Source organism: Pseudomonas allokribbensis (assembly GCF_014863605.1).
Taxonomy (GTDB): Bacteria; Pseudomonadota; Gammaproteobacteria; order Pseudomonadales; family Pseudomonadaceae; genus Aquipseudomonas; species Aquipseudomonas allokribbensis.
Window position 1 is genome coordinate 1,872,725 of sequence record NZ_CP062252.1, and the last position, 15,377, is coordinate 1,888,101.

General features: G+C 60.8%; 11 protein-coding genes and 4 tRNA genes. 8 read left to right on the forward strand and 7 right to left on the reverse strand.

What is annotated here, in order from left to right:
* Positions 1–14: 14 nt before the first annotated feature.
* Both IF199_RS08635 and IF199_RS08640 read right to left on the reverse strand, forming a co-directional pair.
* Positions 15–3,485 carry a hybrid sensor histidine kinase/response regulator gene (locus tag IF199_RS08635; RefSeq protein ID WP_102622749.1) on the reverse strand — a complete coding sequence of 1,157 codons (3,471 nt, stop codon included), beginning with the start codon at positions 3,483–3,485 and terminating at the stop codon, positions 15–17.
* 136 nt (positions 3,486–3,621) lie between these two features.
* On the reverse strand, positions 3,622–4,164 hold the full coding sequence (locus tag IF199_RS08640; protein ID WP_096823007.1) for a TetR/AcrR family transcriptional regulator: 543 nt from the start codon (positions 4,162–4,164) through the stop codon (positions 3,622–3,624).
* A gap of 91 nt (positions 4,165–4,255) precedes the next feature.
* On the opposite strand from IF199_RS08640, the gene IF199_RS08645 reads away from it, so the two are divergent.
* From IF199_RS08645 to IF199_RS08660, 4 genes are all read left to right on the forward strand, one after another.
* Complete coding sequence (locus tag IF199_RS08645) at positions 4,256–5,443, forward strand: MFS transporter (protein ID WP_192560131.1); 1,188 nt, start codon at positions 4,256–4,258, stop codon at positions 5,441–5,443.
* A gap of 52 nt (positions 5,444–5,495) precedes the next feature.
* Complete coding sequence (locus tag IF199_RS08650) at positions 5,496–5,807, forward strand: cupin domain-containing protein (RefSeq protein ID WP_085682915.1); 312 nt, start codon at positions 5,496–5,498, stop codon at positions 5,805–5,807.
* A gap of 105 nt (positions 5,808–5,912) precedes the next feature.
* Positions 5,913–7,064 (forward strand): TDT family transporter, encoded by a 1,152-nt coding sequence (locus IF199_RS08655; RefSeq protein WP_096823009.1) that lies wholly within the window; start codon positions 5,913–5,915, stop codon positions 7,062–7,064.
* 98 nt (positions 7,065–7,162) lie between these two features.
* Positions 7,163–9,037: an MFS transporter gene (locus IF199_RS08660; protein WP_192560132.1), complete on the forward strand. Its 1,875-nt coding sequence runs from the start codon at positions 7,163–7,165 to the stop codon at positions 9,035–9,037.
* A 49-nt stretch (positions 9,038–9,086) separates the two neighbouring features.
* Here IF199_RS08660 and sugE read toward each other — a convergent pair whose 3' ends face one another.
* The 3 genes from sugE to rdgC form a co-directional block, all read right to left on the reverse strand.
* The gene (sugE, locus tag IF199_RS08665; RefSeq protein ID WP_085732315.1) at positions 9,087–9,401 is read right to left on the reverse strand and encodes a quaternary ammonium compound efflux SMR transporter SugE; all 315 of its coding nucleotides are present in this window, start codon (positions 9,399–9,401) and stop codon (positions 9,087–9,089) included.
* 118 nt (positions 9,402–9,519) lie between these two features.
* Positions 9,520–10,485 (reverse strand): bile acid:sodium symporter family protein, encoded by a 966-nt coding sequence (locus tag IF199_RS08670; RefSeq protein ID WP_192560133.1) that lies wholly within the window; start codon positions 10,483–10,485, stop codon positions 9,520–9,522.
* Positions 10,486–10,559: 74 nt separating this feature from the next.
* Complete coding sequence (gene rdgC, locus IF199_RS08675; protein ID WP_007950430.1) at positions 10,560–11,480, reverse strand: recombination-associated protein RdgC; 921 nt, start codon at positions 11,478–11,480, stop codon at positions 10,560–10,562.
* A gap of 159 nt (positions 11,481–11,639) precedes the next feature.
* On the opposite strand from rdgC, the gene IF199_RS08680 reads away from it, so the two are divergent.
* The 4 genes from IF199_RS08680 to IF199_RS08695 all read left to right on the forward strand — a co-directional run bounded on the left by IF199_RS08680 (position 11,640) and on the right by IF199_RS08695 (position 12,173).
* Positions 11,640–11,715 (forward strand) — tRNA-Val (locus IF199_RS08680).
* 19 nt (positions 11,716–11,734) lie between these two features.
* Positions 11,735–11,811, forward strand: a tRNA-Asp gene (locus tag IF199_RS08685).
* 190 nt (positions 11,812–12,001) lie between these two features.
* Positions 12,002–12,077: transfer RNA gene (locus tag IF199_RS08690), tRNA-Val, on the forward strand.
* Positions 12,078–12,096: 19 nt separating this feature from the next.
* A tRNA-Asp gene (locus tag IF199_RS08695) sits at positions 12,097–12,173 on the forward strand.
* A 146-nt stretch (positions 12,174–12,319) separates the two neighbouring features.
* Here IF199_RS08695 and IF199_RS08700 read toward each other — a convergent pair.
* Both IF199_RS08700 and IF199_RS08705 read right to left on the reverse strand, forming a co-directional pair.
* Positions 12,320–13,456 (reverse strand): catalase family protein, encoded by a 1,137-nt coding sequence (locus IF199_RS08700; protein WP_192560917.1) that lies wholly within the window; start codon positions 13,454–13,456, stop codon positions 12,320–12,322.
* A 26-nt stretch (positions 13,457–13,482) separates the two neighbouring features.
* Complete coding sequence (locus tag IF199_RS08705) at positions 13,483–15,291, reverse strand: di-heme-cytochrome C peroxidase (protein ID WP_102622756.1); 1,809 nt, start codon at positions 15,289–15,291, stop codon at positions 13,483–13,485.
* Positions 15,292–15,377 lie beyond the last annotated feature (86 nt).

The window sequence follows — 15,377 nt, forward strand, 5'->3', positions numbered from 1 at the left end:
TCAGAGCGGCGCTTTTAGAGAGGCAAATAGCGACTCAACAACGCCCGTAACGCCGCCGGTTTCACCGGTTTGGCCAGGTAATCCAGCCCCGCCGCGTGCACCTGTGCCACGGTTTCCGGATGTCCGTCGGCGCTGATCACCACGCCGGGCACCGGTTCGCCCAGGCTCGTACGCAACCAGGCCATCAGATCGGTGCCGGTCTCACCGTGGTCGAGGTGGAAATCCACCAGCGCCAGTTGCGGCCGCACCCCATCGTTGAGCAGGGCCGCGCATTCCTCGCGGTTGCGCGCCGTCCACACCTGACAACCCCAGCGCGTGAGCAGGCTGTTCATGCCGATCAGAATGCTGTCTTCGTTGTCGATGCACAGCACCTGCGCGCCGCTGTGCAACTTGCCGTTGAGTTCGACCGCAGCGCTCGGCTGGGCAGTCTGCGTGCGGGCCAGCGGCACCCGCACACTGAACACGCTGCCGCGCCCCGGCCATGAACGCACGCGCAAGGTGTGCCCGAGCACCCGGCACAAGCCGTCGGCAATCGCCAGGCCCAGGCCCAGGCCTTTCTCGGCGCGGGTCTGGTGGCTGTCGAGGCGTTTGAATTCCTCGAAAATCACTTGTTGCTTGTCTTCCGGAATCCCCGGTCCGCGATCCCAGACCTCCAGGCAAATCTCGCCCTGTCGCCGGCGCACGCCCAGCAACACCGGGCCTTTTGCATAGCGGAAGGCATTGGTGAGGAAGTTTTGCAGGATCCGCCGTAGCAACTTGATGTCGCTGTCGATGCGCAAATGACTGCCGCGCACCCGGAAATTCAGGCCCTGTTCCTGCGCCAGCGCCTTGAACTCCGCGCCGAGAATATCGAACAGCTCATTGACCGCGAACGGCTTGCGATCCGGGTTGATCTTGCCGTTTTCCAGGCGGGAAATGTCCAGCAAGTCGCTGATCAGGTCTTCGGCCGAACGCAGCGAACTGTCCAGGTGCTGCACCAGTTTCTGCGCTTCGCCGCTCAAGCCGTCGTCCTGATGGGAGAGGGCGGCGGAGAACAGCCGCGCGGCGTTCAATGGCTGCATCAAGTCGTGGCTGACCGCTGCCAGAAAGCGGGTTTTCGACTGGTTGGCCGCTTCTGCGTTGCCCTTGGCCTCTGTCAGCGCGACGTTGAGTTGCGACAGTTCCTGAGTGCGTTCACTGACCCGTTGTTCCAGCCCTTCGTTGGCCTCGGTCAGCGCCTGCTCGGCTTCACGGAACGCGGTGATGTCGGTGAAGCTCATGACGAAACCGCCACCGGGCATCGGGTTGCCGATCAGCTCGATCACCCGGCCGTTGGGGAACAGTCGTTCAGACGTGTGGGCGCGGCCCTGACGCATCCAGTGCAGGCGGCGGGCGACGTGGACCTCCGCTTCGCCGGGACCACACAAGCCGCGCTCGGCGTTGTAGCGAATGATGTCGGCAATCGGCCGGCCGACGCTGATCAAACCGTCCGGGTAGTTGAACAGCTCCAGATAGCGCCGGTTCCAGGCCACCAGTTTCAGCGACTGGTCGACCACGCTGATGCCCTGCGTGATGTTCTCGATGGCGCCTTGCAGCAGCGCGCGGTTGAACTGCAACACTTCCGAGGCTTCGTCGGCGATCCGGACGACGTCCTCCAGCTGCATTTCCCGACCTTCGATGGCGGCTTTTACTACAGCCCGTGTCGAAGACGCGCCAAGGACACCGGCCAGCAAACGTTCGGTGTGGGCGATCCATTCACCGTCGGCGTTCTGGTTCGGGTTGAAGCCTTTGCCCTGACGATAAGCGAAGCGGATGAAGCTCTGGCGCGCACGCTCTTCGCCGACAAACCGTGCGGCCAGTTGCAGTAAGTCGTCGATCTGCACCGCCAGCATCGAGCGTGCGCTGGGCCGGGCACTGATTTCCTGACCGATGAAACGCCCGGCCTGCCAGTGTTCCGACACCCGGGTGCGCGACAACACCGAGACCCAGGCGAACAACGTGAAGTTACCCGCCAACGACAGCACCACGCCTTGGGTCAGCGGGGTGATCGGCAGGTTCAGCGGGTTGCTGTGCAGCCAGGCCAGGCCGGGGAACGTGTCCAGCGACCAGCCGAGGCTGCGGGCGGCAATCGGCAAGATCAGGGTGTAGAACCACAGGAATGTGCCGGCGGCGAGACCGGCGAACACGCCTCGGCGGTTGGCCTGTTTCCAGTACAGCGCGCCGAGCATGGCCGGTGCCAGTTGGGTCACGGCGGCGAAGGCAATCTGGCCGATGGTCGCCAGGCTCGCGGTGGAGCCAAGCAGGCGGTAGCTGACGTAAGCCAGCAACAGAATGACCACGATGCTGACCCGGCGCACCGAGAGCATCCACTGACGGAACACTTCGAACGGCCGCTCGGCATTGTTGCGCCGCAACAGCCACGGCAACAGCATGTCGTTGGAGACCATGGTCGACAGCGCCACACTCGCCACGATCACCATGCCGGTGGCCGCCGAGGCGCCGCCAATGAACGCCAGCATCGCCAGCGCCGGGTGGGCCTGGGCCAGCGGCAGGCTGATGACGAAAGAGTCCGGGATGACGGAGCTGGGCAACATCATCTGACCGGCCAGGGCGATCGGGACTACAAACAGCGCCGCCAACGCGAGATAGGCCGGGAACACCCATTTGGCCAGACGCAAGTCCTGCGGGTCGATGTTCTCCACTACCGTCACATGGAACTGCCGGGGCAGGCAGATGATCGCCATCATCGCCACGCCGGTCTGCACCACCATCGACGGCCAGTTGATGGTTTCTTTCCAGTATTCCTCAAGGCGCGGGGCGAGCATTGCCTGATTGAACAGGTCGTCGAAGCCGTCATACAGGCCATAAGTGACGAAGGCGCCGACGGCGAGGAAGGCGAACAACTTCACCAGCGACTCGAACGCAATCGCCAGCACCATGCCCCGGTGGTGCTCGGTGGCGTCGAGGTTGCGCGTGCCGAAAACGATGGTGAACAGCGCCAGCACCAGAGACACGATCAGCGCCGTGTCCTGGGCGCGGGTGCCCATGGCGTCGGCACCGGCACCGATCAGCAGGTTTACCCCGAGGACAATGCCTTTGAGTTGCAAGGCTATATAAGGCAGGACACCCACGAGGCAGATCAGCGCGACCACCACCGCCAGCGATTGGGATTTGCCATACCGGGCGGCGATGAAGTCGGCGATGGAGGTGATGTTCTCCTGCTTGCTGATCATCACCATTTTTTGCAGGACCCATGGCGCGCCCAGCAACAGCAGGATCGGCCCGAGGTAAATCGGCAGGAAAGACCAGAGCTGTTCGGCCGCCTGACCGACCGCGCCAAAGAACGTCCAGCTGGTGCAGTAGACCGCCAGCGACAGGCTGTACACCCAGGCACGCATCCGCGGCGGCAACGGCGCGCTGCGACGGTCGCCGTAGAAGGCGATGGCGAACATGATGGCCATATAGGCCAGGGCGACGGCGGCGATCAGCCCGCTGGACAACGACATGGAGCACTCCCGACAAAATACGACCGGACTCGCGTCCGGCCAGACAGTCTCGCATGTGCGCGGCGGTTAGTCAGTGTCGACCAAGGTCGTGGCGTGGCGGGGTGTCGCAGGCGCAGAACCGGGCGGTTCTGCGCTGTCAGTCCTGACGCAGCGCGATGTCGATCAGTCGGTGCAGTTCTTCGACTTCCAGCGGCGCCACGGCAAACAGGATGCGGAACACCGTTGGCGAAACCACCAGGTTGATCAGGTGATCCACGCTCGGTGGCGACTGATCCGGGAAGCGATCGACAATGGTCTGCAACTGATCGGCAATGATCGCGATGCAGAATCCCGGTGTGGCGCTGGCCTGCACGTCGCGCATGACATTGCGCCCCGGCTCGGAACTCATTTCGTCCAGATACTGCTCGGCCCAGGCGCGGATATCGCCGCGCAGGCTGCCGGTTTCCAGCGGATCGCTTTCAGGGCGCAGGCGGGCGAGGGCGACGTCGGCGAGCAGCGCCGACAGATCGCCCCAGCGCCGATAAATGGTCGAGGGCGTGACCCCGGCCCGCGCGGCAATCTGCGGAACGGTCACGGTGGAGCGCTCCTGCTCTTCGAGGAGTGCGCGCACGGCGCCGTGAATCGATTCCTGTACCCGGGCGCTTCGGCCGCCGGGACGGCTACTTTCTTTAATAGGCATGTGCCAGACCTTAACACAAAGAATTTGCTTTAAGCGCAAGTCGGGAGCACACTCCGCAAAAGCAAAAAAATAGCTTTTAAGGAGTATGTCCATGACCCGCCTTGCTTCCAACCGTTCCAGCCTGTGGTTTCTGGCGATCACCTTACTCAGTTTTCTCGCCGCTTCCACCGCGCCGACGCCGTTGTATCACCTGTACCAGGATCACCTGCATTTCTCGGCGGCGCTGCTGACCCTGATTTTCGGCGTTTACGCGCTGAGTCTGCTGGCCGCGCTGCTGACGGTCGGTTCGCTGTCGGATCACCTGGGCCGCAAACCGGTGATTTTCACCGCCGTGGTCCTGAATGCCCTGGCGATGCTGCTGTTTGTCTACGCCGACAGCGTGGGCTGGCTGATCGTCGCGCGGGTGCTGCAAGGGTTTGCCACTGGCATGGCCACTGCCGTGTTGAGCGCGACACTGCTGGACACCGATCGCCAGCAAGGGCCGCTGATCAACAGCGTCGCGCCGTTGCTCGGCATGGCGCTCGGTGCGATGGGTTGCGGTTTGCTGGCGGAATTCGCGCCCGCGCCACTGCAACTGACCTATTGGCTGCTGCTCGTGCTGTTTGTGTTGCAGGGGATTTATGTCTGGCGCTTGCCGGAAAGCGTCTCGCCGCAAGCGGGGGCCTGGGCCTCGTTGCGGCCGACCCTGCATGTACCGGTTCAGGCGCGCTCGACGCTGTGGCGAGTGTTGCCGCTGAACACCGCGACCTGGGCGCTCGGCGGTTTTTATGCCTCGCTGGCACCGTCACTGGTGCGCACGGCGACCGGTTCCACCTCCAATCTGATCGGCGGCGCGACTGTGGCGGCGTTGACCGTGACCGGTGCACTTATGATTTTCACCTTGCGCAATCGTCCAGCCTCCCGGGCGCTGCAACTCGGCGCAAGCCTGTTGCCGGCCGGCATCGTGCTGATTCTGTTGGGGGTGCACAGCGCCAGTCTGTCACTGTTCTTTTTCGGCACGCTGGTCGCCGGTTGTGGATTTGGCTCCGGTTTTCTCGGTGCGGTGCGCAGTCTGGTGCCGCTGGCGTTACCCCATGAACGGGCGGGGTTGATGTCGGCATTTTATGTGCTGAGTTACTTGGCGTTCTGCCTGCCGGCATTGCTGGCCGGGCACTTCACCCACAGCCAGGGCCTGCTGGCCACCACCGATGTGTATGGTGCGGTGCTGATCGTGCTGGCGGTCGGCGCGCTGCTGATGAGTTTCCGTCCACAAGCGGCCAAGACCTGTAGCGCGCCATAAGCCGGCGGATTCGGTTAGCCTTGGCCAGCCCATTCTTCTCACGGATCGACTCATGAAGATTATCCGCAGCAAGACCTTCACTGCCGAGCGTGCCTGGGGCGCGCTCGACATCGCCAACATGAACGGCATCACCACGCGATTGCACTGGACTGATCAGCCGTACAAATGGCACGTCAACGATGGCGAGGAAGTGTTCGTGGTGCTCGACGGTCAGGTGCTCATGCACTACCGCGAAGAAGGCGAGGAAAAGCAGGTGCAGCTCGATGTCGGTGACATCTTCTACGCGTCCATCGGCACGGAGCATGTTGCTCATCCGCAAGGCGCTGCGCGGATTCTGGTGATTGAAACCGAAGGCAGCGTCTGACTACATATCTACAAAACAGATAACAGTTAGAGATATTACCCGTTATATAGATATTCGATTCGGTTCTACCATGGACTCAACCTCACCTGAGGACAGGAGTTCATGATGACTTGCCCCAACAGTGCCAAACCCGGCATCAAGCCTTTCAGCCAGCTTCAGCATCCGCGTGAAGTGATCCGTCAATTCACACCGAACTGGTTCGCCGCGACCATGGGTACCGGCGTGCTGGCGTTGGCGCTGGCACAACTGCCTTTCGCCATCCCGGGGCTGCACGCCGTGGCCGAAGGGTTGTGGATGTTCAACATTCTGTTGTTCGTGCTGTTTACCGCTGCCTACGCCGCGCGCTGGATTCTGTTCTTCGACGAAGCGCGGCGGATCTTCGGCCACTCTACGGTTTCGATGTTCTTCGGCACCATTCCCATGGGCCTGGCGACCATCATCAACGGTTTTCTGTTGTTCGGCCTGCCGCGCTGGGGCGACGGTGTGATTCACCTCGCCGAAGTGCTGTGGTGGCTGGACGTGGCGATGTCGCTGGCCTGCGGTGTGCTGATTCCCTACATGATGTTCACCCGCCAGGAACACAGCATCGATCAGATGACCGCTGTCTGGCTGTTGCCGGTGGTGGCGGCAGAAGTGGCGGCAGCCAGCGGCGGACTGCTGGCGCCGCACCTGGCCGACGCGCACTCGCAACTGGTGGTGCTGGCGACGAGCTACGTGCTCTGGGCCTTTTCCTTACCCGTGGCGTTCAGCATTCTGACCATCCTGCTGTTGCGTATGGCCCTGCACAAACTGCCCCACGAAAACATGGCGGCTTCGAGCTGGCTCGCTCTGGGGCCGATCGGCACCGGTGCCTTGGGCATGCTGCTGCTGGGCGGTGATGCGCCGGCGATCTTCGCGGCCAATGGCATGCCGGGCATCGGTGAAATCGCTTCGGGCCTGGGCCTGATAGCCGGGATCACGCTCTGGGGCTTTGGCTTGTGGTGGATGTTGATGGCGCTGCTGATCACCGTGCGTTATCTGCGCGACGGCATCCCGTTCAACCTCGGCTGGTGGGGATTTACCTTCCCGTTGGGCGTGTATTCGCTGGCGACCCTGAAATTGGGCAGCACGTTGAACCTGACATTCTTCAGCGTGGCCGGTTGTGTGCTGGTGACGTTGCTGGCAGTGATGTGGCTGATCGTCGGCAAGCGCACGCTGCAAGGCGCATGGCGCGGCGAGCTGTTTGTTTCACCGTGCATTGCAGGTTTGAAGAAATAACCTGAAAAGTTTAGGTAAGGTGTGGCCTGGATCGCGGATCGACATTCCAATAAGCGTATCCAGGCCACTCGCTACCCAACATCAGGGACACACGGAAGATGAGTCACCCCTCACAGTTCAACCTGCTGCGTACCCGGCGCTTCCTGCCGTTCTTCATCACCCAGTCGCTGGGCGCGTTCAACGACAACGTGTTCAAGCAGTCGCTGATCCTCGCCATTCTCTATCGGCTGACCATCGAAGGTGACCGTTCGATCTGGGTCAACCTGTGTGCGTTGCTGTTTATTCTGCCGTTCTTCCTGTTTTCGGCGCTGGCCGGACAGTTCGGAGAAAAGTTCGCCAAGGATGCGCTGATCCGTCTGATCAAACTCGCAGAAATCGCCATCATGGCGGTGGGATCGGTCGGCTTCCTGTTCGACCACCTGTCGCTGATGCTGGTGGCGCTGTTCGCCATGGGCACGCACTCGGCGCTGTTCGGGCCGGTGAAGTACTCGATCCTGCCGCAGGCCTTGCACGAGGATGAACTGGTCGGCGGCAACGGTCTGGTAGAAATGGGCACGTTCCTGGCTATCCTGGCCGGCACCATTGGTGCCGGGGTCATCATGTCCTCGTCGCACTATGCGCCACTGGTGTCGACCGCAATTGTCGGCATCGCCGTACTCGGTTACCTCGCCAGCCGCAGCATTCCCCGGGCGGCGGCCGCTTCTCCGGAAATGCGCCTGAACTGGAACATTTTCAGCCAGTCCTGGGCCACGCTGAAACTCGGGTTGGGCCAGACCCCGGCGGTGTCGCGCTCGATTGTCGGCAACTCGTGGTTCTGGTTTGTCGGGGCGATTTATCTGACACAGATCCCGGCCTACGCCAAGGAATGGATGCACGGCGATGAAACCGTGGTCACCCTGATTCTCACGGTGTTCTCGGTCGGTATTGCCCTCGGTTCCATGCTTTGCGAGAAGCTTTCCGGGCGCAAAGTCGAGATCGGTCTGGTGCCGTTCGGTTCGTTTGGCCTGACGGTTTTCGGGCTGTTGCTGTGGTGGCATTCCGGTGGTATTCCGGAGAGCGCCGTTGGCCATAGCTGGACTGAAGTGCTGGGCTTCGGCCACGCCTGGGCGGTACTGGTCGACATCCTCGGCCTTGGCATCTTTGGCGGTTTCTACATTGTGCCGCTGTATGCGTTGATCCAGTCGCGCACCGCCGAGAACGAGCGGGCGCGGGTGATTGCGGCCAACAACATTCTCAACGCGCTGTTCATGGTGATTTCGGCCATCGTTTCCATCGTGTTGCTGAGCGTGGTCAAACTGTCGATTCCACAGCTGTTTCTGGTGGTGTCGCTGCTCAACATCGGCGTCAACGCCTACATCTTCAAGATCGTCCCCGAGTTCAGCATGCGTTTCATGATCTGGCTGCTCAGCCATTCCATGTACCGCGTCGAGCATCGCAATCTTGAAGCGATTCCCGATGAGGGCGCGGCGTTGCTGGTGTGCAACCACGTATCGTTCGTTGATGCGTTGCTGATTGGCGGCGCGGTGCGTCGGCCGATTCGCTTTGTCATGTACTACAAGATCTACAACCTGCCGGTACTGAACTTTATCTTCCGCACGGCGGGCACCATTCCTATCGCCGGACGCCAGGAAGACATCCAGATCTACGAAAAGGCCTTCACCCGGATAGCCCAGTATCTGAAGGACGGTGAGCTTGTCTGCATCTTCCCCGAAGGCAAGTTGACTGCCGATGGCGAGATCAACGAGTTCAAGGGCGGGCTGACGCGGATTCTCGAAGAGACACCGGTGCCGGTGATTCCGCTGGCGTTGCAGGGGTTGTGGGGGAGTTTCTTCAGCCGCGATCCCAAGAAAGGGCTTTTTCACCGTTTGTGGTCGCGGGTAACGCTGGTCGCGGGTTCGCCGGTGGCGGTCGAGGCGGCGCAGCCTGCCGAGTTGCAGGCGTTGGTGGGAGAGTTGCGCGGGACAGTCAGATAGTTGTTTGTGAAGCCACCATCACCGATGCATCGGTGATGGCGGCAACGGCTCAGGCGCTGACCTTGAGCCCGATCAATCCGGTGATGATCAGTGCAACGCTGGCCAGCCGAATCAATGCCATCGACTCACCAAACAGAATGATCCCGGCAATCACCGTGCCCACGGCACCAACGCCAGTCCAGATCGCATAAGCCGTGCCCAGCGGCAGTTCTTTCATCGCCAGACCCAGCAGGCCAAGGCTGACAGCCATGGCCGCGACGGTGAGAACAGTGGGCAGCGGACGGCTGAAACCATCGGTGTATTTGAGGCCGACGGCCCAGCCGACTTCGAACAGGCCGGCGAAAAACAGAATGATCCAGGACATGAAAGACCTCCATCGATTGACGGGGCCGTCCCCAGATTGAAAACTCGATTGAGCCGCAGGGTCGTCCCCGCGTGGCGCACATACTACCTAAAATTGTGCGCCGCGCATTGATCCGGGCTCAGTCGGCTGCCTGTTGGGCCAACGTTTCACGGTCTTCCTTTTCGCTCATTCGGCGGAAGTAGGTCGACAGCAGCGCCCCGGAAATGTTGTGCCACACGCTGAACAGCGCGCTCGGCACCGCCGCCAGTGGCGAAAAGTGCGCACTGGCCAACGCAGCGCCGAGCCCGGAGTTCTGCATGCCGACCTCCAGCGCCAGGGACTTGCGCTGAGCCAGCGGCAAACCGAACAGGCGCCCGGTGAAGTAACCCAGCAAATAGCCGAAGCTGTTGTGCAGCATCACCACCGCCATGATCAGCAGGCCGGATTCGGCGATTTTCGCCTGACTGGCGGCAACCACGGCGGCGACGATGATCACGATGCTGACCACTGACACCAGCGGCAATACTTCCACCGCATGCCGAACCTTGTCACCGAGAAGTCGTTGCGCCACCACACCGAGGATGATCGGCAGCAGCACTACTTGCAGGATCGACCAGAACAATTCCATGAACGAAACCGGCAACCACGCGGAGGCCAGCAGCCAGATCAGCGCCGGTGTCAGCAGCGGGGCGAGGAGGGTGGTGACGGCGGCGATGGCCACCGACAGCGCCAGATCGCCTCGGGCCAGCCAGGTCATGACGTTCGATGACGTGCCGCTTGGGCAGCAACCGACCAGAATCACCCCGACGGCGATTTCCGGCGGCAGGTGAAAAACCTGGCAAAGCAACCACGCCATCCCCGGCATGATCACGAAATGCGCAAGCACGCCCAGCGCCACGCGCCAAGGATGGCGGGCGACGGCGGCGAAATCGTCGAGTTTGAGGGTCAGGCCCATGCCGAACATCACCAGCCCAAGCAGCGGCACGATTGCGCCTTTCAGACCGAGGAACCAGGCCGGCTGCAGAAACGCGACCACGGCGAAAATCAGAACCCAGTAAGCGAAGGTGTTGCCGACAAAACGACTCAGTGCAGCCAGTGCGCGCATGGCCTGTTCCTTATTATGTGAAAACGCCACCGAAGCGGTGGCGTTTGAAGATAACTCAAAGACTGCTAAGAGGCTTAGATCCCCTGTGGCGTCTCTTCACCACCCAGCGCTTCGACCAGCGCCGGCAGGAAGTCGCCGAACGTCAGCATCATCAGGGTGAAGCTGGCGTCCAGTTGGCCGAGGGCTTCGTCGCCGCCGTCCTGTTCTGCCTGATCCTGCAACAGATCTTCGAACTTCAGGCGTTTGACGGTCATTTTGTCGTCGAGCATGAACGACAGCTTGTCCTGCCAGGCCAGCGACAGTTGAGTCACCACTTTGCCGGTGCTCAGGTGCAGTTGGATTTCTTCGCTGGTCAGGTCCTGACGCTTGCAACGCACGATGCCGCCATCTTCGTGGGTGTCGCGCAGTTCGCACTCGTCCAGGACGAAGAAGTCCGGAGCGGCTTGCTGGGTGGTGACCCATTCGGTCATCACGGCAGTCGGCGCAGTTTTCACGGTCAGCGGACGAACCGGCAGGGTGCCGATCACTTCACGCAGTGTGGAGAGCAGGTCTTCGGCGCGTTTCGGGCTGGCGGAGTTGACCAGGATCAGGCCCTGTTTCGGCGCGATGGCGGCGAAGGTCGACGAGCGGCGGATGAAGGCGCGCGGCAGGAAGGCCTGGATGATTTCATCCTTGATCTGATCGCGTTCCTTCTTATAGACCTTGCGCATCTGCTCGGCTTCGATCTCTTCGACCTTTTCCTTGACCGCGTCGCGTACGACGCTGCCCGGCAGAATGCGTTCTTCCTTACGGGCGGAGATCAGCAGGAAGTCACCGCTGACGTGCACCAGTGGTGCATCTTCGCCCTTGCCGAACGGCGCGACGAAACCGTAGGTGGTCAACTCCTGGCTTGCACATGGACGCGCCAGTTTGGTGGCCAGTGCAGTTTCCAGCGCCTCGGCATCGACAGGCAGGTCTTGGGTCAGGCGATAGATAAGCAGGTTCTTGAACCACATGGGGTGAGTCTCTCCTTTATACAAAGGGGGGCATTATTGTCTTCGCCGGGTCATAGGCCAACCCTTCTCTAAGCCTTTGGAAGGCCTGAGAAAATTAATTAAAAAAGTGCTTGCCAGAGGTTGGGTCGCTCCGTAGAATGCGCGCCACACCGAAGCGAAGGGTGATTAGCTCAGCTGGGAGAGCGTCTGCCTTACAAGCAGAATGTCGGCGGTTCGATCCCGTCATCACCCACCATTCGTTTCAAGTGTTTAGCGCAGCGGTAGTTCAGTCGGTTAGAATACCGGCCTGTCACGCCGGGGGTCGCGGGTTCGAGTCCCGTCCGCTGCGCCATATTCGGTAACCTGGAACACTGAACGCCAGGTCACCACGGAAAAACCCGCCAAGGCGGGTTTTTTTCTGCCTCGAGTTGTACATGCGGAATGTGTCGTTTCACCGGTTTTCGGATTTATTTGAAAAAAACTTCAATTAAATCAACACTTTACGAAAACTTGTGGCATAATGCGTCCCGTAACGAAGCGAAGGGTGATTAGCTCAGCTGGGAGAGCGTCTGCCTTACAAGCAGAATGTCGGCGGTTCGATCCCGTCATCACCCACCATTCGTTTCAAGCGTTTCGCGCAGCGGTAGTTCAGTCGGTTAGAATACCGGCCTGTCACGCCGGGGGTCGCGGGTTCGAGTCCCGTCCGCTGCGCCATATTCGGTAACCTGGAACACTGAACGCCAGGTCACCACAGAAAGCCCGCCCAGTGCGGGCTTTTTGCTGTCTGGCGATTGGCTTTTTTGCTCGTCCGGGCATGAAAAAAGCGACCTGCGGGTCGCTTTTTTCGTTTCTGCGGTTTGTTACTGGCTGGCGTTACGACTGTGCCGGTAATCACTCACCGCTTCATACACCGCTTTACGCAGACGGTTGATCCCGCCAATCGGGCGGTGGGCCTCGATCCCAAACCATGGATTGAACGACAGGTTGTCGCATTGCAGGTTCAGAACCGGGGTGTCGAAGTCCTGTGGGGGCAGGGTGATTTTGGCTACGGTCTGGAATGGACTGTCCTGTTCGCGCCATTCGATGCTGGTGTCTTCGATCGGCATGAACCGGTTGGCGTCCTGGCGCTGGATCTGCAACACAAAACACGCGGGCACCCGATCCGTGGACAGTTGCTGATTCAGCGCACTGCGCAGGAAATTCGGCAGATCCTGGTTTTGCTTCGGAAGCGTGTACGCCGGGCAGTTGTCCGGATCCGGCATCACCCGAAACTTCGCATTGGCCTCACCAAATTTGTAGGGCGATACCGAAAAGTAGGTCGTGCGTGTCGGGCTCTCTGGTGGCGGAGAAAGCGTCGCCAGCGCAATGAACAAATGCCTGATCTGCCAGTTTCGCGGGTCCCAGCCCGGAAAAAACGCCATGACCTTTTTGCCGTCAGCCTGCGCCGCCACATTCTGACGATATTCAGCGACATCACTGACGAAGAAATTCGGATGGCTGAACATCACGAAATCCTGTTCGTGCAGCCCCTGACGGTCACCCAGCAACTGCTTGCCTGGCACATCGAGCAATTTGATAGCCATGCCCCGGGCATCGCGGATGCTGTCGAACTGCGGATAGGCGTTGCCGTTGGACAGGCGCATTGTCGCCTGCCAGACCTTGCCCGGCTCGCTGAAAACACCTCGGCGCAGATCCTGAGCCAGATCCGGCAGCACCTGCACGTCGGCCTTCACACAACCGTGGGCCTTGGCATGGGCGTCGCGCAGAAAGCGCGTGCTTTCTCGGTGCTGATCGACAATTCGCACAGCGGTCTGGATCACGTCCTGCGTCATCGCTGCTTCGCCGTCCGGAATCTGCTCCGTCGCCGACACTGGGCCTCGGTGTTGCCAGGCAAACCAGGCGGTTGCCAGAGCCCAGCCGATCAGGCCGACCACCAGCAAAAACAGCAGGGTTTTGCCCAGCAACCGCCCCAGCCACAACCAGAAACGCGCCAGCATCGATGGTTTCTTGAACGAATTGAAGATCATGGCAGTTGCGCCTCCAGCGGGCCGCCCAGCACTTTCAGGTATTCCAGCAGCGCCCAGCGTTCCTCGGGCTGCAGCAACCGTCCGATAACCCCGTTGCCGCGCTCGCCGGCGCGGAATTCATGGCCACTGTTGTGGTTGCCGGTGATGCGTGTGTCGAACAGGAAAGCGTTGGTAAAGGCTTCGGTGCGATAACCCAGATGCCGAGGGTCATATTCGAAGGTGCCCTTATAGAAAGTGGTGGCGCGTTCATCCTGAGGCGAAAGCAACTGATAGAGACTCGGCACCGAGCCGTTGTGCAGGAAGGGCGGTGTAGCCCACACGCCTGCCAGCGGCCGGGCCTTGTAGGCCACTTTTTCCCGGACACCGATCGGCAGGCCAAAGCCGTCGAGCTGAGGTTTTTCAGCGGCAGTGACGCCAGCCTCGCGATAGGCGCGGTTTTCAACGAACGCCGTGACGTAAGCCAGGCCCTTGGCCACGGATAACTGGCTGAGGTCGAGTGGTTCTTTGGGAGTGGGGTGCAGCTTTACGTCCATCTGCTCCAGCTCTGCTGGATTCCATTGCAGGGCTGTCAGGTCGAAACGGTGGTTGGCGATGTTGTTGGCCGCGTTCGGATCGGTGCCGATGACATCCACCGGCAGCATGTGCAGATGCTGGACCCAGCGTTCACCCTCTTGCGTCACCCGTGGGACGTGGCAGCCAGCGCAGTTTTCGGCAAATAACGCTCGACCCTTGGCCGCCAAAGGTTTGTCGACCTTGCCCAACAGCTCCTCTGGCCAGGCGGGTGGCTGAAGTTTTTGCAGGGTTTCTTCGATCTTGTGCAGATCGCGCACGCGCACGCTTGATGCGTAACGTTCATCACCCTGTAGTGGCTGGCCGTTGGCATCGAAGAAATTCAGGGTAGCGCCAACCCCCAGCGCCTCGCCGATGTTGCGTGCCATCGGTTGCTGCGCCGAGCCGTTCCACTGCACCCAGTCGAACGTCCACATGTCCCATAGTTGCGGGTAATCCACGGGAGCGTTGGCCACGCGATAGTTGGTGGGGGAGATCGCATCGCCGAAGGTCGCGTTGGCGATTCGTCCGAAAGCATCGGTTCGGCCAGGGCCTTCCTCGGTGGGGTAGAGGCCGCGATGGGTGTCGTTCCACGCCACTTTGAGGAAGGTATTCAGTGAGCCTTTGAAGTCTTTGCGCAGTTGTTCATGGCGGGCGTCATAGTCGTTGCCCAGTACGTTGCGGGCGAACCGCTCGAATTTCCACGGGTTGTAGTAAGTGGAGGCCAGACTGGCGACCAGTGCCTGTCCGAAACTGCCACCACGCAATGTAGGAACACTGGAAGGCAGCACATGCTGCGCCGAGCCGCCGTCGATGCGCACGGCCTGGCCATTCAGGTGCAACTCGCCGGTGTGGCAGGCCGCACAAGTGATGTCGAGATATTGCTCAGAGCTGCCGGGATTCTGATGGCGGGCGAAACCCACTGGCAGATTCCCCGGGTTGTTCGATGTGGCTTTCTGCTGCGGGTCGATCAGAAAACCGAAGCGTGCGAGGTATTCCGGGGAGGCAAAGCGTTGCTGCGAGAACGGCAGCTCCAGGGCCTGGAACCACTCATAACGCAGGCCTTTGACCTGAGTGCCTTGCGGCGTGAAGTAGTAGGTCTGGCGCTCTTCGTCAGTCCATTGTTTGAGGTAATGGACCTGTTTGGCGGGCGTCGGGAAGGGCAGTTTCGGATTGGCGACATAGTAGAGAATCACCGCCAGGACCAGTCCCAGCAGTACCACGATCAGCGTCAGCACACGGAATATGAGGCGCAAGATGAACATCCTTGTCGAGTTGTTGCGCTGTTATGCCTGAGCCGAGCCGTGTGCGGCAAGTGGCCATTACGCCAAGTGTTGTGGGA